This is a genomic window from Streptomyces sp. NPDC039424 (genome assembly GCF_055639495.1).
In genome coordinates this window covers 306659-329395 of record NZ_JBVKAI010000008.1, presented here as the reverse complement: position 1 = coordinate 329395, position 22737 = coordinate 306659, and the positions used below count along the sequence as shown (strand labels likewise).

19 protein-coding genes are annotated in these 22737 nt (G+C 72.1%); 8 read left to right on the top strand and 11 right to left on the bottom strand.

The annotated features are described in order from the left end of the window. Window positions 1–252: 252 nt before the first annotated feature. Window positions 253–1839: an alpha/beta hydrolase gene (locus tag ACZ7L0_RS22610; protein ID WP_471244295.1), complete on the top strand. Its 1587-nt coding sequence runs from the start codon at window positions 253–255 to the stop codon at window positions 1837–1839. Here the strand turns inward: ACZ7L0_RS22610 and ACZ7L0_RS22605 are convergent. Together ACZ7L0_RS22605 and ACZ7L0_RS22600 are read right to left on the bottom strand one after the other, a co-directional pair. After that, complete coding sequence (locus tag ACZ7L0_RS22605; RefSeq protein ID WP_471244294.1) at window positions 1823–2602, bottom strand: alpha/beta fold hydrolase; 780 nt, start codon at window positions 2600–2602, stop codon at window positions 1823–1825. The two genes, ACZ7L0_RS22610 and ACZ7L0_RS22605, sit on opposite strands and share 17 nt — an antisense overlap. A gap of 41 nt (window positions 2603–2643) precedes the next feature. Beyond that, on the bottom strand, window positions 2644–3054 hold the full coding sequence (locus ACZ7L0_RS22600; protein ID WP_471244293.1) for a hypothetical protein: 411 nt from the start codon (window positions 3052–3054) through the stop codon (window positions 2644–2646). Between the two features lie 84 nt (window positions 3055–3138). On the opposite strand from ACZ7L0_RS22600, the gene ACZ7L0_RS22595 reads away from it, so the two are divergent. Both ACZ7L0_RS22595 and ACZ7L0_RS22590 read left to right on the top strand, forming a co-directional pair. Further along, window positions 3139–4236, top strand: a complete 1098-nt coding sequence (locus ACZ7L0_RS22595) for a baeRF3 domain-containing protein (protein WP_471244292.1) — start codon at window positions 3139–3141, stop codon at window positions 4234–4236. Between the two features lie 74 nt (window positions 4237–4310). Beyond that, a complete protein-coding gene (locus ACZ7L0_RS22590) occupies window positions 4311–5336 on the top strand; it encodes a Gfo/Idh/MocA family protein (RefSeq protein ID WP_471244291.1) in 1026 nt (341 codons plus the stop codon). A gap of 43 nt (window positions 5337–5379) precedes the next feature. On the opposite strand, the gene ACZ7L0_RS22585 is transcribed toward ACZ7L0_RS22590, so the two are convergent. After that, on the bottom strand, window positions 5380–5793 hold the full coding sequence (locus tag ACZ7L0_RS22585) for an SsgA family sporulation/cell division regulator (RefSeq protein ID WP_471244290.1): 414 nt from the start codon (window positions 5791–5793) through the stop codon (window positions 5380–5382). Between the two features lie 509 nt (window positions 5794–6302). Here ACZ7L0_RS22585 and ACZ7L0_RS22580 point away from each other — a divergent pair. Continuing rightward, on the top strand, window positions 6303–7748 hold the full coding sequence (locus tag ACZ7L0_RS22580) for a PP2C family protein-serine/threonine phosphatase (RefSeq protein WP_471244289.1): 1446 nt from the start codon (window positions 6303–6305) through the stop codon (window positions 7746–7748). A gap of 31 nt (window positions 7749–7779) precedes the next feature. On the opposite strand, the gene ACZ7L0_RS22575 is transcribed toward ACZ7L0_RS22580, so the two are convergent. Further along, window positions 7780–9273 carry a DNA-binding protein NsdB gene (locus ACZ7L0_RS22575; protein WP_471244288.1) on the bottom strand — a complete coding sequence of 498 codons (1494 nt, stop codon included), beginning with the start codon at window positions 9271–9273 and terminating at the stop codon, window positions 7780–7782. A gap of 258 nt (window positions 9274–9531) precedes the next feature. Here ACZ7L0_RS22575 and ACZ7L0_RS22570 point away from each other — a divergent pair, with 258 nt between their 5' ends. Next, window positions 9532–10674, top strand: coding sequence for an aminoglycoside phosphotransferase family protein (locus ACZ7L0_RS22570; RefSeq protein ID WP_471244287.1), 1143 nt, complete (start codon window positions 9532–9534; stop codon window positions 10672–10674). A 190-nt stretch (window positions 10675–10864) separates the two neighbouring features. Continuing rightward, a complete protein-coding gene (locus tag ACZ7L0_RS22565) occupies window positions 10865–12832 on the top strand; it encodes an N-acetylmuramoyl-L-alanine amidase (RefSeq protein ID WP_471244286.1) in 1968 nt (655 codons plus the stop codon). Between the two features lie 5 nt (window positions 12833–12837). On the opposite strand, the gene ACZ7L0_RS22560 is transcribed toward ACZ7L0_RS22565, so the two are convergent. The 6 genes from ACZ7L0_RS22560 to ACZ7L0_RS22535 form a co-directional block, all read right to left on the bottom strand. Next, entirely contained in the window at window positions 12838–13335 is a 498-nt protein-coding gene (locus ACZ7L0_RS22560) for a hypothetical protein (protein ID WP_471244285.1), read from the bottom strand. A 313-nt stretch (window positions 13336–13648) separates the two neighbouring features. Continuing rightward, complete coding sequence (locus ACZ7L0_RS22555; RefSeq protein WP_471244284.1) at window positions 13649–13891, bottom strand: DUF397 domain-containing protein; 243 nt, start codon at window positions 13889–13891, stop codon at window positions 13649–13651. A gap of 82 nt (window positions 13892–13973) precedes the next feature. Beyond that, window positions 13974–15140 carry a thiolase domain-containing protein gene (locus ACZ7L0_RS22550; RefSeq protein ID WP_471244283.1) on the bottom strand — a complete coding sequence of 389 codons (1167 nt, stop codon included), beginning with the start codon at window positions 15138–15140 and terminating at the stop codon, window positions 13974–13976. Continuing rightward, entirely contained in the window at window positions 15137–16186 is a 1050-nt protein-coding gene (locus tag ACZ7L0_RS22545; RefSeq protein WP_471244282.1) for a thiolase domain-containing protein, read from the bottom strand. Before ACZ7L0_RS22545 ends, ACZ7L0_RS22550 begins: the two co-directional genes overlap by 4 nt. Next, on the bottom strand, window positions 16183–17124 hold the full coding sequence (locus ACZ7L0_RS22540) for a Zn-ribbon domain-containing OB-fold protein (protein WP_471244281.1): 942 nt from the start codon (window positions 17122–17124) through the stop codon (window positions 16183–16185). Before ACZ7L0_RS22540 ends, ACZ7L0_RS22545 begins: the two co-directional genes overlap by 4 nt. Window positions 17125–17143: 19 nt before the next feature. After that, window positions 17144–17944, bottom strand: coding sequence for a crotonase/enoyl-CoA hydratase family protein (locus tag ACZ7L0_RS22535; RefSeq protein ID WP_471244280.1), 801 nt, complete (start codon window positions 17942–17944; stop codon window positions 17144–17146). 197 nt (window positions 17945–18141) lie between these two features. On the opposite strand from ACZ7L0_RS22535, the gene ACZ7L0_RS22530 reads away from it, so the two are divergent. Beyond that, complete coding sequence (locus tag ACZ7L0_RS22530) at window positions 18142–19770, top strand: acyl-CoA synthetase (RefSeq protein WP_471244279.1); 1629 nt, start codon at window positions 18142–18144, stop codon at window positions 19768–19770. A gap of 144 nt (window positions 19771–19914) precedes the next feature. Then, window positions 19915–21684 (top strand): alkaline phosphatase family protein, encoded by a 1770-nt coding sequence (locus ACZ7L0_RS22525; RefSeq protein ID WP_471244278.1) that lies wholly within the window; start codon window positions 19915–19917, stop codon window positions 21682–21684. A gap of 54 nt (window positions 21685–21738) precedes the next feature. On the opposite strand, the gene ACZ7L0_RS22520 is transcribed toward ACZ7L0_RS22525, so the two are convergent. Further along, window positions 21739–22593, bottom strand: coding sequence for an alpha/beta fold hydrolase (locus ACZ7L0_RS22520; protein WP_471244277.1), 855 nt, complete (start codon window positions 22591–22593; stop codon window positions 21739–21741). Window positions 22594–22737 lie beyond the last annotated feature (144 nt).

Here is a 22737-nt window from a genome sequence, read left to right as displayed (position 1 = left end):
ATGGTCGCGAGCGCTCGCTCGCACCGCATTCAACGCGGGTGAACCATCCGAGTTATGGCTTATCGGCCTTTCACCCCATCGAGTGGCCCGGTTATCGAACCGTACGCAAAGTCGTCGAATGGTCACGGAGGGTGCGCATGGTACGTCATCACGGGCCGTTCCACCGGCCCGGAGGCGTGCCTTCCGGGGCCCGCTTAGGGTGAGCGTGAGGCGCTGTCCCCGCTCCTCGGCGGGGCGTTTCTGGAGGCATCGATGCTGGCCAAGCTGTCCACACGGGCCGCCGTCCGGCGCTGCGCGGGCGTCGGTGCCCTCACCCTGGCTTTGCTGGGAGCCGGACTGCCCGCCGCGACGGCGGCCGACCCGCCCCAGCCCGACCTGTCCCGCTTCTACCGGCAGAAGGTCACGTGGTCGGCATGCGAGGGCTCGGGCATGCCCAAGGACCTGCAGTGCGGCAAGGTCACCGTCCCGCTCGACTACGCGCGGCCCGGCGCGGGCACGCTGGACGTGGCGCTGGCCCGCTACCGGGCCACGGGCGATTCCCGGGGCTCGGTGCTGCTCAACTTCGGCGGCCCCGGCGGCGCGGGCATCGCCCAACTCGCCGCCGGCGGCAAGGACTTCATGGGCCTGACCAACGGGTACGACGTGGTCACCTTCGACCCGCGCGGCGTCGGCCGCTCCTCCCCCGTCAGCTGCGGCGAGGCGACCGACCCGGTCTCGACCGCCGTGGCGAACAGCGCGGACCTCAAGGACCCGCGGGCCGTCCTGGAGCGCGTACGGAAGGCGGCGGCCGAGTGCGCCAGGCACTCCGGCCCCGTGCTGCCCTACATCGGCACCATCAACGTCTCCCGGGACCTGGACGTCATGCGCCAGGCGCTCGGTGACAAGAAGCTCAACTACCTGGGCTTCTCCTACGGGACGCGGCTGGGCGCGGTGTACGCGGCCCAGTTCCCCGACAAGGTCGGCCGGCTTGCGCTGGACGGTGTGGACACCCTGACCGAACCGCTGGCCGAGCAGGGCGTGGCGGGCGCCGCGGGGCAGCAGACGGCGCTGGACGCCTTCCTGGACTGGTGTGTCACGGACGTCGGCTGCCCGTTCGGGCAGGACCGGCGCACGGCCGGGGACCAGGTCCTGCGGGTCGTGCGCTCGCTGGACGAGGATCCGGTGCCCACGGCCTTCGGCGAGCCGTTCTCCGGCCAGGACCTGGTGGGCGCCATCGGGCAGGCGCTCTACAGCAGGGACCTCTGGCCGCTGCTGGAGCGGGCCCTTGCCGAGCTGGTGGACGACGGGGACACGCGCGGGGTGGAGCAGCTCGCCTCCGGCGGCCTGAGCGGTCCGGCCGTCCGGACGGGCGGCGGGCTGGTCGACGAGGACGACGTCCCCGTGGACAACCTCCCGGCCGCCCTGATGGCGATCAACTGCGCGGACGACCCCGACCGGCCCGCCGCCGGGCAGCTCATGAAGGAACTTCGGCGGCTGCGCGGCGCGTACGAGGAGGCGTCACCGGTCTTCGGCGACTACCGGCTCACCCAGCTGCTGATGTGCTACGGCCGCCCCCGTGGCACCGACTTCATCCGCGAGCGGGTCAAGGACGTCCACACGCCGAAGATGCTCCTGATCGGGACCCGGGGCGACCCCGCGACGCCGTACCGCTGGACCGTGGAGACGGCCGCGCGGCTCGGCCCCTCGGCCGTGGTGCTCGACAACCGGAGCGAGGGCCACACCGGCTACGCCTCCTCCAAGTGCGTGCACCGCAAGGTCGACGACTTCCTGCTGTACGGCTCCCTGCCGGCCAGCGGCAGTTCCTGCGGGGCGGACCGGGAGTCTAGGCCGCGGGTTTGACGAACCCGTCCAGCGCGGCGGTCAGTTCGGCCGGTTTCTCCACCGGCAGTTCGTGGCCGGCGTCGATGATGCGGATCACCGCGTCCGGGTAGGCCGTCGCCATGCGGAGCATCTGCTTCACCGGGAGCTGGATGTCGTGGTAGCCGTGCACCAGCAGGGTGGGCGTGCGGATCTCGCCCACCCGGTCGAGGACGTCGAAGGCCCGCATGGCGCCGTACAGCGTCATGACCACCTCGCGCGGGGTCTCGGCCGAGGCCCGGATGTACTCCCGGATCCGCTCACGGGGGTAACCGGGGGCGAAGGCCCGCTGGATGTTGGCGGCGACGAACAGCTTGAAGGGCACGAGGGTGGAGGCGGCCATCAGCAGGCCCCGGCCCCGACTGAAGGCCATCCGGCTGATGGAGTTGACCAGGACCAGGCGCTCGACCCGCTCGGGGTGGGCGAGGGCGATGGTCTGGGAGATCATCCCGCCCATGGAGTGACCGATCAGCACGCAGCGCTCGACCCCGAGGTGGTCGAGGAGGGCGAGGACGTCCCGCGCCAGTTCCTCGATCGTGGGCACCCCGGCCCCGCCGCTCTCGCCGTGCCCGCGCAGGTCCAGCCGGATCACCCGGCGCCGCTCGGCGAAGTGCGCGATCTGGTGGTCCCAGCGGTGCCGGTTCGCCGTCCAGCCGTGCACGAACACCAGGGGCACGCCGTCGCCGTCGCGGGGGCCTTCGTCGTCGTACGTCAGCGCTGCGCCGTCGACCTCGAGCTGCGGCATGGGGCGTCTCCTGGGGTGCGGTCGGGTTACCGACCGGTAGGTTAACCGGCCGCACGGCCCCGCGTCACCGCTGTTCGAGCAGGAAGTCCGGCGAGCCCGTCGCCCCGCTGCCCGAGGGCCCGCACAGCGGCCTCGGGATCGGGCACGGAGACCGCCAGCCGGGCATAGCCGCCGGCGGACGGCCGGAGGTCGACCAGGACGGCCGGCCCGCGCTCGCGCACGGCGACGAAGTCCCGGCCCCGGGCGTGCCGCCACTCGCCGAGGCAGAACCGCCCGGGCAACCGGCGGCCGCCACACGGCTCACCGCGCAGCGCCCGCCACCAGTCCGGCTCGACCGCCACCGCCCGCACGGCGGCGAGCGGCACCCGGACCTCACGGCGCCGGGCCCACAGCCGCTCCCACGGGGTGAGACGGACGACCACCTCGCCCTCGTCGAGAACCAGTCGGGCCACGTGGGCCACCTCCTCGCACCACCGGACCCCCTTGGGTGAATTACCCCGAATGCCCGACAAGGGAATCAGTCCTATGGTGCTGTCATGGAGCACGCACTCAGTCCCGCGACCCTTGCCGAGCTGCGCCGCCCGCGCCCCTACCCCGCGGTCTCCGTACTGACGCCGACGCATCGGCGCGAGCCCTACAACACCCAGGATCCGGTCCGGTTGCGCAATGTGGTGGCCGAGGCCAAGAAGAAGCTGGAGGCCGACCCGGCGGTCACCCGGGATCGGCGTTCCGCCGTCGTCGAGCAGCTCGACCGGGCCCTCGCCGAGGTCGATCTGGCACACGCCGAGGACGGCTTGGTGATCTTCGCCGCGCCGGGTGAGCACCAGGTGTGGTCGCTCGCCCGTCCGGTGCCCGAGCGGGTGGTGCTCTCGGACACCTTCCTGACCCGCAACCTCGTCTCCGCGCAGAGCGCCGAGCGGCCGTTCTGGGCGCTGGTGGTCTCCGCGGACCGCGTCACGCTGTGGAGCGGCGGCGCCGACCGGGTGGTGGAGGACCGCTCCGGCGGCTTCCCGCTGACCCGTAACCAGGAGAACTTCGACGCCGAGCGACAGGAGCGGATCGGCGACCTGAAGAGCGCCTTCCGTGACGAGGGCACCCGCCAGTTCCTGCGCGAGGCGGACGCCGCGCTGGCCTCCGTCCTGCGCGAGCAGCCCCGCCCGCTGTACGTCACCGGCGAGCAGGCGGCCCTGTCCCTGCTGGACGAGGTCGGCAGCGTCGCCGAGGGTGCCGTGCACGTGCGGCACGGCGGCCTGGCGCACGCCGGGCCCGACGCGGTGTGGCAGGCGGTGCGGCCGGTGCACGAGGCCCAGGCCCGCAGGGACGCCGCCACCGTGACCCGGGAGCTGGACTCGGCGCGCGGACACCGCACGTTCGCGGCCGGCGTCGACGAGGTCTGGCGCAGCGCCCGGGAAGGCCGGGTGCGGCTGCTGGTCGTGGAGGAGAACTACCGCGTGACCGTCCGCGACGTGGGCGGCGACCACCTCGTACCGGCCGCGAGCGGCGAACTCGGCGCCCGCGAGGACATCGTGGACGAGATCGTCGAGCAGTGCCTGGAGACCGGCGCCGACGTCCGCTTCGTCCCGGACGGCGCCCTGGGCGACGAGGCCGGGATCGCCGGGGTGCTGCGCTACTGACCCACCGGGCCGCCCACGGCGCCCGTACCGGCGTCTACGCTACGGCGTGATCGTCGCGGAGAGGGAGGGCGCACGTGGGTGACCTGCTGGGCGTGGCCGTGCTGGGGGCCGGGCACATGGGTGCCGACCACATACGTCGCCTCGACCGCGTGGTCAGCGGGGCCAGGGTCGCCGCCGTGGCCGATCCGGACACCGGGCGCGCCGAGGCGGCGGTCGCCGGCCTGGACGGGGTCTTTGTGCACACGGACCCCGAGTCGGCGCTCGCCGCGCCCGGTGTGCGGGCCGTGCTGATCGCCTCGCCCGGCCCGGCGCACGAGGAGGCGCTGCTCGCGGCCTTCGCGCGCGGCCTGCCGGTGCTGTGCGAGAAGCCCATGGTGCCCGACTCCGCCGGGGCGTTGCGGGTGGTGGAGGCGGAGGCACGCCTGGGGCGGCGGCTGGCCCAGATCGGCTTCATGCGCCGCTACGACGCCGAGTACCGGCGTCTGAAGGCCCTGCTCGACGAGGGCGGCCTCGGACGGCCACTGATGCTGCACTGCGTCCACCGCAACGTCTCCTCCCCGCCCGACTTCACCAGCGCCATGCTGATCAACAGCTCCGTCTCGCACGAGATCGACGCGGCCCGCTGGCTGCTCGGCCAGGAGCTGACCGCGGTGACCGTGCTGCGGCCGGCCTCCTCGGCGGGCGCTCCGGCGGGTCTGGCCGACCCGCAGTTCGTGCTCTTCGAGACGGACGGCGGTGCCCTGGTGGACGTCGAGGTCTTCGTCAACTGCGGTTTCGGCTACCAGGTGCGCTGCGAGGCCGTGTGCGAGGCGGGCAGCGCCCGGATCGGCGACGATCACACCATGGTGGTCACCGCGCGGGGCGGCGCCCGCGAGGAGGTGGCGCAGGACTATCTGGTGCGGTTCGCCGACGCCTACGACCGCGAGGTGCAGGCCTGGGTCGACGCCACCCGGCGGGGGCGGGTCACCGGCCCGAGCGCCTGGGACGGCTATGCCGCGTCCGTCGTCGCCGAGGCCGGGGTCCGGGCACTGGAGAGCGGGCGCCGGGTGCCCGTGGAACTCGCCCCGCGCCCGGAGCCGTACCGCGAGTCCGGCCGCTGACGTCGCGCGGCGAGAGCCGAGGGCGGCGACGGGCCGCAAGCGGTCAGACACCGCCGAAGAGGGCGCTCAGGCCCCGCTCGACCACCGCGTCGACGTCCTCCTGCCCGGGCGCCACCACGGCGTAGGTGCGCAGCAGGAACCGGCGCAGGGCGGGCGTGCCGAAGTGCAGCAGGGCGACGCCGTAGGGCGAGTGGAACTCCAGCACCGTACGCCCCCGCCCGCACGGCCATATCTGCACGTCCCCCCGTCCGGCCGGGGCACCCAGCCCCTCGTCCAGCAGGGAGCGCGCGAAGGTCCAGGTGACGTCCTCACCGTCGAGCGTCGCCTCGGCCGGGAAGTCGACGAACACGGCGAGTGGGTCCTCGGTGGTGTACCGCAGGGTGGCGGCGACGGAGACCTCGTGGTCCCCGGCGGTGATCAGCCGGGCGTGGGCGGGCTGCGCGAAGGTGATGTCCATGCCTTTACGACCTCGCAGAGGGCGCTCGCAGTACGCGAAACGGGGACCCATTAAGTGTGACCTGCGTCACTTCGCGGGCGAGGGCGGCAAAGTTTCCGCCACGATCTCCCGGGGCCGGGCGCCGCGCCCCGACCGGCGACTCCGCCCGCCATCACCACCCCGCCACGTCACCCGCGTCCCCAGGAGTCTCATCCGCGCCCGCGCACCGTGGCCGGGTCCGTTCCCCAACCGCGCGGCACCATAGAACACAGGCACGTCGAACATCCGCTTGGGCGCTACATGAAGAGCCTTCGGTGTCGGTCAAGTCACGTAGTCCGCCTACGACTCGCCGGGACCGTCCACCTACGCCATTCAGGCCGGTCGACCTCGAATTAAAGACTCTGGCATATGCCAGAAGCACCACCGTATCGTGTGTTGCCAAATCCCTTACAGGGCGTCGCGGGCTGTGCAACAGTCGTAACGGTTCTTCCCCCGGCCCTGGCCGTACCGTCCCCGCATCGGAGTGCGTCATGCCGTCCCATCTCTCCGCGGACCGCCCCGCCGCCCAGCCGCCCGGCCGCGGTTCGGTCGAGGCGCTGATATCGCAGGCCCGGCGGCTCAAGGGCGACGTGGACGCGGTGCGGCGGGACACTCGGGGCGACGGTTCGGACCCGGAGGAGCGGTGGCAGCGCGCCCTGTGCGACCTCGCCCTGCACCAACTCAACGACCTCGACGAGCACTTGGCGCAGCTGCGGGACGGCCCGGCGCCCGCGCCGGCCACGCCGTCCGCGCCGGAGGAGGACGCGCACACGGTCCACCCGGCGCGCGGCGTCACCGCCCCGCCCGAGTCGCTGCTGAGCCGGGTCGGCAGCGCGGAGTGGAACCTGCTGACGGACGAGGCGAGTTGGTCCGGCGAGCTCTACCAGATCCTCGGCCGCGACCCCGCGGCCCCCGCGCTCACGCTGGACGAACTGCCGTCCCTGGTCCTCGACGAGGACCGCCCGCGGCTGACGGCGATGGTGACGGACTGCCTCGTCGACGCCAAACCGATCGACGGGGAGTTCCGCGTCGTACGGCCGGACGCAACCGTGCGGACCGTGCACATGATGGGCGAGCCCGTGCTCGACGCCGACGGCGGCACCGCCTCCATGTGGGCCGTGCTGCGGGACGTCAGCGAACTGCGCCGCCACCGGCGGACGGTGCGCGAGACCCGTGACTCGTTGCGGCTCCACCGGCAGCAGGCGCAGACCGAGCGCCGGCTCGCGGTCGAGCTGCAGGAAGCCGTGCTGCCACCCTGGCGCGGCTCCCTGCGGCTCCCACGCCGAGGACCTCGGACCCTCGACCTGGCGGCCCACTACCTGCCCTCCGCGACGAGCTCGCTGATCGGCGGCAACTGGTACGACGCGCTCGAACTGGACGACGGTGAAACGCTGTTGAGCGTCGGCGACCTCACCGGGCACGGGGTCGCCGCCACCTCGGGCATGGCGATGCTGCTGGGCGCCCTGCGCGGCATGGCGATGGCGGGCACCCAGCCCGGACAGCTGATGGCCTGGCTCAACCGGTTACTCGACACCACCGTGCAACCGGCCCTCGGCAGCGCCGTCTGCTGCCGCTACCGGCCCGCCACCCGCACCCTGGTGTGGGCACAGGCAGGCCACCCCGCCCCGCTGCTGTTCCGCGACGGGACGGGGCACACGCTGCACGCCCCCGACGGAGTCCTGCTCGGCGCGACCACCGCGGCCACTTACGGACAGGCCGAAGTGACCCTCGAACCCGGCGACCTGCTCCTGCTGCACACGGGCGGACTGGTGACCGGAGCCGACAGCACGGCAGCCGTGGACCGCCTCCTGGACCTCGCCCCGCGCTTCGGCACGGCGCGCGGCGCACAGGACTGCCTGCGTACGGTCGTGGAGGAATGCGGCGAGACCGAGCGGCAGGACGACGCCTGCGTACTCATCGCCAAGGTGGGTGTCTGAGCGAAGGTGAGCGCCTGAGAGAGACCAGGCGCTATGCCCGTGCGGTGCTGGTGCCCCGGCCCTTGGTCTTCGGCAGGGCTAGCCTGATCTCCTCCCGCAGCTCGTGGATCTTCGGATAGCTCGCGTACTCGGCGGTGAGCCGGTACATCTCGCGCAGCCGGTCCCAGGTGCGGTGGGAGGAGTTGGAGCCCATCGACATCAGGGCCAGCCGCGCGTACCGGTCCGCCTGTTCGGGGTCGTCCGCGATGAAGCAGGCGGAGGCCATGGACAGGAAGTCGAAGATCTTCGACCGCTGACGTCCGTCGACCCGCAGGGCCAGGGCCTTCTCCGCGTAGTGCTGGGCGTGCACGGCCGCGTTCGGGTCGTGCTCGGCCAGCGTGCGATAGGCCAGGGCCTGCATGCCGTACAGGTCCTCCTCCTTGAACATCTGCATCCAGCTCGGCGGCGGCACGTCGCCCCTGTCGGAGACGAAGAGGTCCTCCGCCTGGCCGAGGGTGCGGCGCATCGCCTGCCCCTTGCCCATGGACGCCTGCGCCCAGGCCTCGATCGTGTACAGCATCGCCTTGGTACGCGGCAGGACCTCGTCGCCCGAGCCGGTCCGGGCGAGCTTCATCAGGTCGAGCGCGTCGTCGGGCCGGCCGAGGTGCACCATCTGGCGAGCCGCCCGGGAGAGCGCCTCCCCGGCCCGGGGGCGGTCGCCGCCCTCCCGGGCCGCGTGGGCGGCGATGACGAAGTACTTCTGGGCCGTGGGTTCCAGGCCGACGTCGTGCGACATCCAGCCCGCGAGGACGGCGAGGTTGGCGGCGACGCCCCACAGGCGCCGCTGGAGGTGGTCGGGGTGGCGGTAGGCGAGCATGCCGCCCACCTCGTTGAGCTGGCCCACCACCGCCTTGCGCTGGAGCCCGCCACCGCGGGCGGCGTCCCAGGCCCGGAACACCTCCACCGAGCGCTCCAGTTCCTCGATCTCCTGCGACCCGATGGGGGCGGCCTCGTAGCGGTCGAACCCGGCGGGGTCGGCGTGCAGGGGATCGTCGAGGACTGGGGCGTCGGCCTTCAGGGTGGGGTCGGTGTGCAGCCAGTCGTGCATGGCACTGCTGAGAGCTGATCCCGTGGCGAGCGCTGCACCCGCGCCCACCAAGCCGCGTCGGTTGAGCATGAGGTCCATTCCCGTGAATTCGGTGAGGACCGCGGCGGTCCGTTCGGGCGCCCACGGCACGCCGTCGGGATGTTCCGCACTCCCGCCGCCAGGCCGTCTTCCCGCACGCCCGTGCCGTACCAGACCGAGGTCCTCGATGGTCACGACACGGCCGAGACGCTCGGTGAACAGGGCCGCCAGCACCCGCGGCACCGGATCACGCGGGATCTCTCCCGTGTCGATCCAACGCCGCACCCGGGAGGTGTCGGTCGCCAGCTGGGGGTGGCCCATGGCCGCCGCCTGCCGGTTGACCAGCCTCGCGAGTTCGCCCTTGGACCAGCCGGCCAGGCCGAACAGGTCCGCAAGACGGGTGTTGGGTTGTCCGCTCACGTCAAGCCCCCAGGTTCTCGGCTGAGTTGACAGTAGCCCGGGGGAGGTTGCCGGGCGACTATTCGCCAGGGTTCGCCAGGGTGCGCCAGATGGTGTGCCACTGGTCATCGGGTGTCGGGTAGGAACGCGCCACCCCGACCCGGTCGCCGCTTCATATGACAGGTGCATTCCCCAGGGTGCACCCGGGCTGCCGGGCCGGGTTGTGCGCAAGGCATCACAGGCAGGCACCGCAGGCACACGAAGGGATCTGTATCTCCCATGTACGCAGCATCGTCCTCCGTGTCCGCCCCTCCCCGGCCGCTGCGTCCCCGCCCGGCGGGCGGCGGACCCTATCTGGACCCCGGCGCGCGTCCGGGACCCGCCGTGCTCGGTGCGGGCCGGCCGCGGCGCGCCGGAGGTCCCGGCACCCAGCCGCTCAGCGGGAGACTCGACTTGTCCGGCCCCCAGGGCGCGCAGCTGCGCACCGCGATCGCGTCGGTGCACCGGATCTGTCCGGAGTTCGCTCCGGTGCAGGTGCTGCGCCGCAGCGGACGGTCCGTGCTCCTTGTCGGGACGACGGGGCGCAACACGGCCGTCGCCAAGTGCTTACTGGACCACTCCCCCGCCTGGGCGGAGCGGATCCGGCACGAAATAGCCGCATACCGCTCGTTCGTCAGGCACCGGCCACCGATCCGGGTGCCCAGGCTGATCGCGGCGGATCCGGACAACTGCACCCTGGTGATCGAGCGCATGCCCGGACGGGTGGCGGCGCTGCAGCGGCACCCGGCGGAGGCACCGCAGCGGGCGGACATCCGGGCGGCCCTCGGCGCGATCTGCCGGCTGAACGCCTGGCGGCCCCCCGCGGGCACCTTCGACCGGCCCTTGGAATACGCGGCCCGCATCACCCGGTATCACGAGTTGGGGCTGCTCACCGACCGGGACCTGGGCGACCTGCAGAAGCTGATGCACGGCATCGCGCACACGGCGGGGCGCCAGGGCATGTGGCAGTTCTGCCATGGCGACGCGCTGCTGTCGAACATCCTCCTGTCACCGGCCGGTCCAGTGCTGGTGGACTGGGAGCACGCGGGCTGGTACCTGCCGGGCTACGACCTGGCGGTGCTGTGGTCCGTCCTCGGGGACGCGCCGGTGGCCCGGCGGCAGATCAGCCAGCTCGCCCAGGCGGCGGGACCGGCCTCGCGAGACGCCTTCCTGGTGAACCTGATGCTCGTCCTGACCCGTGAGATCCGTACGTACGAGACGGCCGTGCAGCGCTCGATGCACGACGCGGCCCCGGCGGCACCGGGCATGGCCCACCCGGGCGCTGCGCCGTCCGGCGAGGAACAGCGGCTGCTGCTCAGGCGGCTGCACGACGACTGCCAGCTGGCCCGCAGGGCCGTGCGCGCGGCGGTCGGCACTCGCTGACGGGGACGCGAGGTCCGCGGTGCGCCTTCAGCGGCGGCGCACCGCGGACCTTCGTGTGTCCGGGGCTCGTCATGACAGGGGAAATCCCCTCCTCCCGGGCATGATTGACGGATCGTCGGCCAGCCGGTACCACTGACCCACCGCTCGGCCCCGCACGCCCCGCCACGCTCGCCCTTGCCAGGAGGCTGCATTGCGAGGATCCGCCACCGCCCCGACGCCCGCCCTCCGCAGCAGACGTACCCGTGCGACGACCGTGGCCGTCGCCTCCGCCGCCCTGCTGTTCCCGCTGCTGGGGGCGGCCCCTTCCCAGAGCGCCGGGTCCTCCACCGGCGAGCTGCAGCAGGCGTTCACCTCCGCCGCCGCCGAGTACCACGTGCCGCAGAGCGTCCTGCTGGCCGTCTCCTACCTCCAGTCCCGCTGGGACACGCACGAGGGAGCGCCGAGCGTCACCGGCGGCTACGGCCCGATGCACCTCACCGACGCGCACACCGCCCTCGCCACGCTGCCGCACCACAGCGAGGGCACCGAGGACGCCCGCGGTGACGGCGCCCGCCCGGCCCTGCGCCCCGATGCGGAGATCCCGGCGGACTCCGCGCTGCCGGCCCGGCTGAAGACGCTGCCGAGGGCGGCCGAGCTGACCGGGATCCCCGCCGCGAAACTGCGCACCGACCCGGCGGCCAACGTGACCGGCGGCGCCGCCCTGCTCGCCGCCGCCCAGAAGGACCTGGGCGAGCCGCTGAGCACCGACCCGGCCGACTGGTACGGGGCGGTGGCCCGCTTCTCCGGCGCGGACGACACGGCGACGGCGGCGGCGTACGCGAACGACGTGTACGACGTGCTGCGCACCGGCGAGGAGCGCAGCACGGACGCCGGCCAGCTGGTCACCCTGGCCGCCCGGCCGCACCTCAGCCCGGACACGGCCCAGTTGGAACGCGCGGGGCTGCGCACGGTCTCCGACGACGGCACGGAGTGCCCGAAGAAGGTGTCCTGCGAGTGGATCCCGGCGCCGTACGAGGAGTTCGGGGACAACGACTACGGCAACCACGACCTGGGCGACCGCCCGGTGTCGCAGAGCATCAAGTACATCGTCGTCCATGACACGGAGGGCACCTGGGACGGGGTGCTGAACCTGGTCCAGGACCCCACCTATGTGTCCTGGAACTACACCATCCGCTCCACCGACGGACTGATCGCCCAGCATGTCAAGGCGAAGGACGTGGCGTGGCACGCGGGCAACTGGTACGTCAACGCCAAGTCGGTCGGCATCGAGCACGAGGGCTTCCTCGCCGCGCCGGACGCCTGGTACACGGAGGCGATGTACCGGTCCTCGGCACGGCTGGTGAGGTACCTGGCGGGCAAGTACCGCATCCCGCTGGACCGGCAGCACATCCTCGGCCACGACAACGTGCCCGGCCCGACCACCTCCACCGTCCCCGGCATGCACACCGACCCCGGCCCGTACTGGGACTGGCGGCACTACTTCGAGCTGCTGGGCCATCCCTTCAAACGCACCGCGGGCAAGTGGGGCGGGCTGGTGACGATCCGGCCGGACTACACGGCGAACCAGCCGGTGTACACGGGCTGCGCCGCCAAGGGCGAGCCGTGCGCGGCGCACGGCTCCGGCGAGGTCCGGCTCTACTCCGACCACGACGAGACCTCGGCCCTGATCAAGGACATCGGCCTGGGCACGGCCCCGACCACCGGGGTGAACGATCTGTCCTCGCGGGTGTCGACCGGCCAGCAGTACGCGGTGGCCGACCGCTGGGGCGACTGGACGGCGATCTGGTACCTGGGCCAGAAGGCCTGGTTCCGCAACCCGGAGAAGGAGCCGACGGCGGTGAACGCCATCGGCCTGGTCGTCACGCCGAAGGACGGTCCGAGCAGCGTTCCGGTGTACGGCCGCGCCTACCCCGAGAAGGAGGCGTACCCGGCCGGGGTGCCCGCCCAGGCGGTGTCACCGCTGCCGTACACGCTGCCGGCGGGCCAGCGGTACGTGCTCGGTGACGTGGTGCCGGGCGAGTACTACTACGCGGTCACCTTCACCACCGACTCGCACCGGGTCGTGATCGGCAAGGACCTGTACTACGAGATCCAGTACGGCCACCGGGTGGCGTTCGTGCGCGCCGCGGACGTCCGGGTGGAGCTGTCGGCCGGGTAGCGGTGTCAGCCCTGCTGGAAAAGCTCCGCCGGGAGCGGCTTCAGCAGGGCGTACAAGTCGTCGGTGATGGGGCGGTCCCAGGCGGCGATGGTGACCAGGACGCCGTCGCTGCGGTCGAACTGTACGCAGGAGATCCGGCTCTCGGAAAGCTTCAGACGGCGCACGATCAGGAGGTTGTCACCCTGCAGCACCGGCATGTCCTCGGTGTCGGTGACGGTCACCTCCTCGTCGTTCTCCAGCGCCAGCAGCAGCTGGGCCACCTCGAAGGGGATCTCGCCGTCGGCGACCTCACGGGCCGGGGAGCCCTCCGGCAGGTTGCCGATGATCATGGCGGGGCCTCGGCCGCCGAACAGGTCGTAGCGCAGGAAGACGCCCTGGCAGCTCCCGTCGGGGGCGGGCAGCAGTCCGGCGCCCAGGTTGCCGGGCCAGTCACCCGGGTCCATGGCCAGTACGTCGAAGTCGGGCCCGGCGGGGGTGGCGCTGCGGCGGCGGAGGAACGACATGCGGCCATGGTACGTGCCCGGGCGTCCTCGGTGACGTGTGGGCAGCGTCTCTTCCGGTACCGCTACCGTCCGACCGGGTGGCCTTCCGGAGCCGCCCGGGATACGGGGCCGCCCGGGCGAGCCGCGGCGCCGGGCGGGCGGGTCCGCGGACCGGGTGCGGCACGGGATCGCCGGTGGCCGCACCGACCGCCGTCCGGTCAGGCCAGGGGCGGGCGGCGACCACCGGAGGCCCGGGCCCGTCGGCGGGGCCGCCCGACCCGAGCACCAACACGCGCGCGGTGGAGTCCGGTCCCGACGGCGGTCCCGGCGGGGCCTAGGTGAGGTCGAACTCTCCCTCCCTCGCCCCCGACACGAACGCGCCCCATTCGGCGGGTGTGAAGATCAGGGAAGGGCTCTCCGGGCGGTCGCTGTTGCGCATCGCGATGAATCCCTCGACAAAGGCGATCTGCACATCCCCAAGGCCTCGGCTGCTGGACTGCCACTCGGCCTTGCTCAGGTCCAGCTCGGGCTTGTCCCAGCCCATGAGCGGCTTCTGCTGGGTGATGCTCTCGGCCACGTCCGTGCTCCTCCCGGTTCGTCGTCCGCGGCCAGCCTAGCGATCGGTCCGGACGGCCAACAGGCCACGTGAGGGGGACCTTTCAGGAGTCGGGGGGCTCGGACCCCACGAGCCACATGGAGAAGAACTGCGACCCGCCGCCGTAGGCGTGCCCGAGCACCCTGCGGGCCCGCTCCACCTGGTGTTCCCCGGCCTGTCCGCGCACCTGGAGGGCGGCCTCCGCGAAGCGGATCATGCCGGAGGCGCCGATCGGGTTGGTGGACAGCACGCCGCCCGACATGTTCACGGGCAGGTCCCCGTCGAGCTCGGTCACCCCGGCCTCGGTGAGCTTCCAGCCCTCGCCCTCCTCGGCGAAGCCGAGGTTCTCCAGCCACATGGGCTCGTACCAGGAGAAGGGCACGTACATCTCGACGGCGTCGATGTCCCGGCGCGGGTCGGTGACGCCCGCCTGCCGGTAGACGTCGGCGGCGCAGTCCTTGCCGGCCCGCGGGGAGACGAAGTCCTTCCCGGCGAACAGGGTGGGCTCGCTGCGCATGGCGCCACCGAGCATCCAGGCGGGCGGCCGGGGGGCGCGGGCGGCTCCGGCCCGGTCGGTGAGGACCATCGCGCAGGCGCCGTCGGAGGACGGGCAGGTCTCCGAGTAGCGGATCGGGTCCCACAGCATCGGGGAGGCCTGGACCTTCGCCAGGGTGATGTCGTGCTCGTGGAGGTGGGCGTAGGGGTTCTTCAGGGCGTTGCGCCGGTCCTTGTAGGCGACCAGGGATCCGACCGTGTCGGGTGCTCCGCTGCGCCGCATGTAGGCGCGCACGTGCGGGGCGAAGAAACCGCCCGCGCCGGCCAGCAGCGGCTGCTGGAAGGGGATGGGCAGGGACAGTCCCCACATGGCGTTCGACTCCGACTGCTTCTCGAAGGCGAGGGTGAGGACGGTGCCGTGGACCCGGGCGGCGACCAGGTTCGCGGCGACGAGGGCGGTCGAGCCGCCGACGGATCCGGCCGTGTGCACCCGCAGCATCGGCTTGCCGACCGCGCCGAGCGCGTCGGCGAGGTAGAGCTCGGGCATCATCACGCCCTCGAAGAAGTCGGGCGCCTTGCCGATGACCACGGCGTCGATGTCGGCCCAGGTCAGCTCGGCGTCGTCGAGGGCGCGCCGGGCGGCCTCCCGGACGAGGCCGGCGATCGACACGTCCCGGCGGGCCGCCACGTGCTTGGTCTGGCCGATCCCTGTGACGGCCACGGGCTCCTTGCTCATCGGGGATCCCCCTCGAGTACGGCGACCAGGTTCTGTTGCAGGCAGGGGCCGGAGGTGGCGTGGGCGAGCGCCCTGTCGGAGTCGCCGCGGTGGATGCGGGCGGCGGCCTCGCCGATGCGGATGAGCCCGGCGGCCATGACCGGGTTGGCGGCGAGGGCTCCCCCGGAGGGGTTGACCGCGACGTCGTCGCCGAGCCGCAGCGCCTTGCGGAGCACGACCTCCTGGGAGGTGAACGGCGCGTGCAACTCGGCGGTGTCGACAGGCCGTTCGAAGGCTCCGGCCTTCTCGGCGGCGAGCCGGGTGGACGGTGAGTCGGTCAGGTCGCGTACGCCTAGGCCGTGGGCCTCGATGCGGTGGTCGATGCCCCGGATCCAGGCGGGCCGCGCGCACAGTTCCCGGGCCCGGTCGCCCGCCACCAGGATCACGGCGGCGGCGCCGTCGCCGATGGGCGGGCAGTCGCCGGTGCGCAGCGGACGTACCCGGTACTCCCCTCGTGGCAGCGGCCCCCGCAGCTGGGCGTGGGGGTTGCCGGTGGCGTCCGCCCGGTTGCGCGCCCCGATCGCGGCGAGCGCGGGCTCGTCGGCCTCCCCCGCGTCGATGAGCGCCTGCGCCTGGAGTGCGGCCAGGGCGACGGAGTCCGGCCAGAGCGGGGCGACGTAGTACGGGTCGAGCTGCCGGGTCAGCACGTCGCGCAGCGGGCCGGGCGAGGACTTGCCGTACGAGTAGACCAGCGCGGTGTCGGCGTCCCCGGTGAGCAGCTTGGTCCATGCCTCGTACAGCGCCCAGGCGCCGTCCATCTCCACATGCGACTCGGAGATCGGCGGCCAGGCGCCCACACCGTCGAGGGCGAGGGTGAAGGAGAAGGCGCGGCCGGCCAGGTAGTCGCTGGAGCCGGAGCAGGTGAAGCCGATGTCAGCGGTCTTCAGGCCGGTCTGCCCGAGGACGTCGTGCAGCACCGGCATGAGCATCTCCACCTCGGAGAGCTCCTCGCTGGTGCGCCGGTGGTCGGTCTGGGCGAAGGCGACGACCGCGATGTCCCGGGTCACAGCAGCTCCTTGTACGTCTCGTAGTCCGCGTCTGGTTCGCCGGTGGGCCGGTAGTGGTCGGGGTAGCGGGCTCCGTCGGTCCACACCGGCTCCACGCGCAGGCCCATGCGCACCTGGTCGTAGGGGATGCCGCCGATGCGGCCGTGCAGGGCGAGGCCGGCGCCGTCGAGGGCGATGTGCGCGTAGACGTAGGGCACCTCGATGTCGAGGTTCTTCGCCTTGATGTTGACGACGCAGTAGGTGGTGACCGTGCCGCGGGGCCCCACTTCGACCTGTTCGGATGTGGCGACCCCACATGTGGGGCAGGCACCCCTCGGCGGGACGTACACCTTGCGACAGGAGGGGCAGCGCTCTCCGAAGGTGCGCCGGCCGGACAGGGCGTTGATGTAGGCGGACTGGGCGCGGCCGGGCGAGTAGGTGTAGTCGAGGCGGGCGGGGGCGACGATGCCGGTGACGGGGTCCGCGAACTCCCCGGTGTGGCCGGTGGTCGAGGCTTCCTCGCCGTCGTACGGCTCGAAGCAGGCGATGTCCGTGATCGCGCCGGAGCGTTCCCCGGCCCAGCGGATCCGGACGCGCATGCCGGTGTGCACGGCGCCGGGGCCGGGGGCGTCGAGGGCGTGCAGCAGGGCGGTGTCGGCGCCGTCGAGCCGGACCAGGACCCAGGCGAAGGGGGTGGTGAGGGGCTGGCCGCGGCGGGGTTCGTGGTTCCAGGCCCAGGTGGTGACGGTGCCGGTGGGCGCGACTTCCACCAGGTCGCGGATCTCCTCGGCGGTCATGGGGTCGTACTCGACCGGCGGGACGAGGGTGCGTCCGTCACCGGTCCGTACCCCGAGGACGACGCGTTCGCGCAGTCCGGTGAGGAAGGCGCTCTGGACCGGGCCGAGGGAGCGGGTGAAGGGAAACTCGACGACGAGTGGCGCTTTGAGGACTGCTGGCATCGAAGGCTCTCCTCGGAAGTCAGGCGCGCTTGTAGACGGGGGGCCGCTTCTCCGCGAAGGCGCGGGCGCCTTCCTTGGCGTCGGCGGTGTCGAAGACCGGCCAGCCGCGCTTCAGCTCGGCGGCCAGCCCGTCCGTCTCGGTCATCTCGGCGGTCTCGTACACCGATGCCTTGACGGCTTCGACGGCCAGCGGGCCGCAGGCGTTGATCTGTTCGGCGATCTCCAGCGCCCTGGCGAGTGCCGTGCCGTCGGGGACGACGTGCCCGACCAGGCCGATGCCCGCGGCCTCGCGAGCGGTGTACGGCCGTGCGGTGAGCAGCATCTCCAGCGCGTGGGTGCGCGGGATCTGGCGTTGCAGCCGGACCGTGGAGCCGCCGATCGGGAACAGTCCGCGCCGGACCTCGAACAGGCCGAAGGTCGCGGACTCGCCCGCGACCCGGATGTCGGTGCCCTGCAGGATCTCGGTGCCGCCCGCGACGCAGGCGCCCTCGACGGCGGCGATCACCGGTTTGCGCGGGCGGTGGTGGCGCAGCATCGCCTTCCAGTGCAGGTCGGGGTCGGCCTTGAGCCGGTCCCGGTAGTGCTGCCCCTCCATGCCCTTTCCGGCCAGCGCCTTGAGGTCCATTCCGGCGCAGAAGGCGCCTCCGGCGCCGGTGAGCACGATGGAACGGACCGCGTCGTCCTCGTCGGCCTCCAGCCAGCCGTCGTACAGGCCGACCAGCATCGGCAACGAGAGCGCGTTCCTGGCCTCGGGCCGGTTGAGCGTGAGCACCAGTGTGGCGCCCTCGCGTTGCACGGTCAGATGTTCGGTTCCATCCATCACCCAGCTCCCCTCTGACAGAACGAGAACAGGTTGCAGTAGCGGAGGGGGCACTTCAAGGGTTTTCTGACAGACAGTCAGATTCTTTCGCGCGGACCCTTCACAGTTGGCGCGCCCTTTGCTCTGATGACCGGCGAAACCGGCGGACGCGCCTTTCTCCGCCGAGTGCCGCCGGGTCGCCGGGGTCAGGAGGAGCGGTGGAGTACAACCTTGCCGATCTGTTCGAGTCGGTCGTCGACGTGGTCCCGGACCGTGAGGCGCTCGTCTACGTCGACCACCCCGGCACGGGCGAGGAACGCCGCCTGACGTACGCGGAGCTGGACGCGTCCGCCAACCGCGTCGCCCACCATCTGACCGACAGCGGGATACGCCCTGGCGAACACCTCGGGCTGCACCTCTACAACGGCGTCGAGTACCTGCAGACGGTGCTCGGCTGCCTGAAGGCACGGATCGTTCCGGTCAACGTCAACTACCGTTACGTGGAAGAGGAGTTGGTCTACCTCTACCGGGACGCGGATCTCGTCGCGCTGGTCTTCGACGCGGAGTTCACCGACCGGGTGGCGGCGGCGGTGCCGCGTTCCCCGAGGCTGCGGCACCTGCTGCGGGTGGGCTCACCGGCCGCGGGGGCGGCCGAGGTGCCCGGGGCGGCCGTGCTGCCGTTCGGGCAGGCCGAGGAGAGCGGGTCGCCGGGGCGAGGCTTCCCGGCGCGCTCCGGCGACGACCAGTTCATCATCTACACCGGCGGGACCACCGGTATGCCCAAGGGTGTGATGTGGCGCCAGGAGGACCTCTTCTTCTCCGGGCTCGGTGGCGGCGCGCCGACCGGCGAGCCCGTGCACAAGCCGGAGGAGCTCGCCGAGCGGGTGGCCGCGGGCGGCTCCGGAATCACCTTCTTCCCCACTCCCCCGCTGATGCACGGCACCTCCACCCTCACCGCGTTCATCGGCTTCAACTTCGGGCAACGGGTCGTGATCCACCGCAAGTTCGTGCCCGAGGAGGTGCTGCGGACCGTCGAGAAGGAGCGTGTCACCAGCATGTCCCTGGTCGGCGACGCCATGCTGCGCCCGCTGATCGACGCGCTGAACGGGCCGCTGAAGGGCGCGGACTGTTCTTCCCTGTTCAGCGTCTCCTCGTCCGGCGCGATCATGTCGGAGACGGTGCGCCGGCAGTTCCGGGAGCTGGTCCCGAACGCCATGCTGCTGAACAACTTCGGCTCCTCCGAGTCTGGCTTCAACGGCACCGCGACGGACGACTCCGGCCCCGGGCGCGGCTTCCGCATCCGCGTCAACTCCCGTACCACGGTGGTGGATCCGGCCACCTACGAGCCGGTCGAGCCCGGCGAGATCGGCCGGGTCGCGCAGTGCGGCCACGTACCCCTGGGCTACTACAACGATCCACGGAAAACAGCCGAGACCTTCTTCGAGAAGGACGGCCGGCGCTGGGTACTGCTCGGCGACATGGCGACCGTCGACGAGGAGGGCGTCGTCACCGTCCTCGGCCGCGGCTCCCAGTGCATCAACACCGGTGGCGAGAAGGTCTACCCGGAGGAGGTCGAGCAGGCGCTCAAGTCGCACCCGGACGTGTACGACGCGCTGGTGGCCGGAGTGCCGGACACCACCTGGGGCAACCACGTGGCCGCGGTGGTGCAGTTGCGCGAGGGCGCGGCGCGGCCGTCCCTGGCGGACATCCAGTCCCACTGCCGTACCCAGCTCGCCGGATACAAGGTCCCGCGCCAACTGGTGATCGCGGAGTCCATCCAGCGGTCGCCCAGCGGCAAGGCGGACTACCGGTGGGCACGGGAGGTGGCGGTGGCCGCGGACCGGTAGCCCTCCGGCCCTGGCGTACCCTTTGCGCACGTCGGCCTCGGCATTGAACAGAAGGTGGCGGCCGGCCGTACGGGTGATGACGGTCCGGCCTCCCGAGCCGGGGCCGTCGCACCAGCACAGGGACACGTACGGAAGGACCTTCGGGTGTCGCACCACACTCCGCCCAGTCAACTGCCGGACACCGGGAAGGATCCGGAGGCGGAGGAGACGGAGGCCGCCGAGGGTAGCGAAGCGGCTCCCCCGCAGGCCCTTGCCGCACGCCCCGGCTGGTTCGGCTGGCGGCGGCGCTACCCCCGCGCCGCACGTGCCGTGCGGGTGGGTACGAGTGTCCTCGCCGGTGCGCTGGTGTTCGTCGTGCTCGTCGTGCCCAACCGCCTCGACCGGATCGATCTCCAGTCCTTCCTCCGCCTCCCCGTCGAGGAGATCTTCCTCGCGGCGGTCCTGCTCGCGCTGCCGTCGAGGGCACGGCGGATCACGGCCGTCGTCCTGGGGGCGTTCCTCGGGCTGTCCGCCATCCTGAAGTGCCTCGACATGGGCTTCCGCCAGACTCTGGCCCGGCCGTTCGACCTGGTCTTCGACTGGGTTCTGCTGAGCGACGGGGCGGACTGGGTGAAGGACTCGTTCGGGCGCTCGGGTGAGGTGCTCGCGATCGTCGGGGCCGTCGTCCTGGTCATCCTGGTGCTCGTGCTGACCGCGCTCGCGGTGGTGCGGCTGGCGGACGTGATGGCCCGGCACCGTCCCGTGGCCATACGCGGCACGCTGGTCCTCGGCACCGTGTGGATCATCTGCTTCACCATGGGTGTGCAGTTCGGCGGTGTCACGGTCGCCACCAAGGGCTACGCCCAGTACCTCGACAACCGGGTGCAGTACGTCCGCGAGGGCCTCGGTGACGCCGACGTCTTCAAGAAGCAGATGGCCGTCGACGCCTTCGCCGGCACCCCGTCCGACCAGCTGCTGACCGGACTGCGTGGCAAGGACGTGCTGTTCACCTTCATCGAGAGCTACGGCCGGGTGGCGATCGACGATCCGGCGATGGCACCGGAGGTCGACGCGACGCTCAAGGAGGGCGACGCCAGGCTCAGGTCGGCCGGCTTCGCGGCGCGCAGCGGCTGGCTCAGGTCACCCGTGACGGGCGCCGGCAGCTGGCTCGCCCACTCTACGTTCCTGTCCGGCCTGTGGATCAAGAACCAGCAGCGGTACCGGACCCTGACCACCAGTGACCGCGCCACCCTCACCAGCTACTTCCAGAAGACCGGCGCCTGGCGCACGGTCGGCATCGTCCCGGGCGTGCGCAAGGCCTGGCCCGAGGGCAAGTACTTCGGCCTCGACCACATCTACGACTCCACGCACCTCGGCTACCAGGGTCCGTACTTCAGCTGGACGCCGGTGCCGGACCAGTTCAGCCTGGAGGCGTTCCAGAAGCTGGAGCACGGGAAGAAGAACCGCGACCCGATCATGGCGGAGATCATCCTCGCCTCCAGCCACAACCCCTGGTCCCCCATCGCCCACGTGATCGACTGGAAGGACCTCGGGGACGGCAAGGTCTTCTACAAGATCAAGGAGGAGGGCACGAACCCGACGGAGGTCTGGAAGAGCGCGAAGCGCGTGCGGACCGAGTACCGCAAGGCCATCCAGTACTCCCTGGACAGCCTGACCCAGTGGATGCAGCGCTACGGCGACGACGACACCGTCCTCGTCGTCCTCGGCGACCACCAGCCCGTCCCGACAGTCACCGGGGGCAGCGCCAACCGGGACGTGCCGGTCAGCATCGTCGCCCACGACCCGAAGGTGCTGGACCGCGTCGCCGACTGGGGCTGGACGGAGGGGCTCAAGCCCGCGGACAACGCCCCGGAGTGGAGCATGAACAAGTTCCGCGACCGCTTCATGACGGCGTACGGCCCGCAGGCGGGCTGAGCGCGCTCAGGCGTTCGCCGTACGGCTCCGGCACCGCCAGGAGCGGTGCGGTCGTCACTCAGGAAGCGTTCCACCGCCGTCGAGGAAGGCGGCGACCCGGCGTACGAACCACGCCGGGTCGTCCAGCCACGGGTAGTGGCCGGCGCCGGGTTGTACGGCCGGTTCGCCCCGCGGGAAGGCGTCGGCGATACGTCGGGCGAGGTCGGGGCGGGGGCCGCCGTCGCGTTCGCCCGCGAGGACGAGGACCGGGGCGGTCAGTGCGGTGAGGGCGGCCCGGGTGGCGTCCGAGGCGAAGGCGCCGGCGCCGAAGTACCGGTCGGCCGCCTCCTCGTTGGTCTGTTCCTCGTCGGACGCGGCGTGGGCGCGGGCGGTGTCGTCCCACCGGCCGTAGGAGAAGGGCATGCACGCCTCGTCGAACTCGCCCTCCCCCGTCAGCCAGGCCTCCAGCGCCGGGAACGCCTTCTCGAACCACGGCTCGTCCGCGCGCGACCGGGCCGCTGCCAGCCGGTCGTCGGCGGTGGCCCGCATGCCGAGAGCCGACGGGTTGGGGGTGATCAGCGCCAGCCGCCGCACCCGTGCCGGGTACCGCGCCGCGTACAGCATCGCCAGGCTCCCGCCCGCCGAGTGCGCGAGCAGATCCATATGCTCCAGCCCCATATGGGCACGCAATGCCTCCACGTCGTCGACCATGTGGTCGCACCGGTACGTCGCCGGATCCTCCGGCACCGCGGAGTCGCCGGTTCCGCGCAGATCGAGCAGGATCAGTCGGCGATGGGCGGCCAGTCCGCCCAGATCGCCGAGGTAGCCGGAGGCCCGCATGGGCCCTCCCGGCACGACGACGAGGGGTTCGCCCTCACCGTGGACGTGGTGGGCGAGCTCGGTCCCGTCGGGTGCGGTGAACATCGGCATGGCGCCGAAGGTACGCCAGTGTCCCAGCGTCCCGGGAATCGCGGGCAGACCCCTTGCCCGGGACGACGTCGCCTGCGTTACTGATCCCGAACGGCTCGACCGAACGATCGGTCGACGGGAAGAGACGCTGGCGAGGGAGAAGTC

Excerpts from the sequence above, each read along its gene's own strand:
- ACZ7L0_RS22610 (WP_471244295.1), top strand. The coding sequence starts at position 253 with ATGCTGGCCAAGCTGTCCACACGGGCCGCCGTCCGGCGCTGCGCGGGC.
- ACZ7L0_RS22605 (WP_471244294.1), bottom strand. The coding sequence starts at position 2,602 with ATGCCGCAGCTCGAGGTCGACGGCGCAGCGCTGACGTACGACGACGAA.
- ACZ7L0_RS22595 (WP_471244292.1), top strand. The coding sequence starts at position 3,139 with ATGGAGCACGCACTCAGTCCCGCGACCCTTGCCGAGCTGCGCCGCCCG.
- ACZ7L0_RS22585 (WP_471244290.1), bottom strand. The coding sequence starts at position 5,793 with ATGGACATCACCTTCGCGCAGCCCGCCCACGCCCGGCTGATCACCGCC.
- ACZ7L0_RS22580 (WP_471244289.1), top strand. The coding sequence starts at position 6,303 with ATGCCGTCCCATCTCTCCGCGGACCGCCCCGCCGCCCAGCCGCCCGGC.
- ACZ7L0_RS22570 (WP_471244287.1), top strand. The coding sequence starts at position 9,532 with ATGTACGCAGCATCGTCCTCCGTGTCCGCCCCTCCCCGGCCGCTGCGT.
- ACZ7L0_RS22560 (WP_471244285.1), bottom strand. The coding sequence starts at position 13,335 with ATGTCGTTCCTCCGCCGCCGCAGCGCCACCCCCGCCGGGCCCGACTTC.
- ACZ7L0_RS22550 (WP_471244283.1), bottom strand. The coding sequence starts at position 15,140 with ATGAGCAAGGAGCCCGTGGCCGTCACAGGGATCGGCCAGACCAAGCAC.
- ACZ7L0_RS22540 (WP_471244281.1), bottom strand. The coding sequence starts at position 17,124 with ATGCCAGCAGTCCTCAAAGCGCCACTCGTCGTCGAGTTTCCCTTCACC.
- ACZ7L0_RS22535 (WP_471244280.1), bottom strand. The coding sequence starts at position 17,944 with ATGGATGGAACCGAACATCTGACCGTGCAACGCGAGGGCGCCACACTG.
- ACZ7L0_RS22520 (WP_471244277.1), bottom strand. The coding sequence starts at position 22,593 with ATGCCGATGTTCACCGCACCCGACGGGACCGAGCTCGCCCACCACGTC.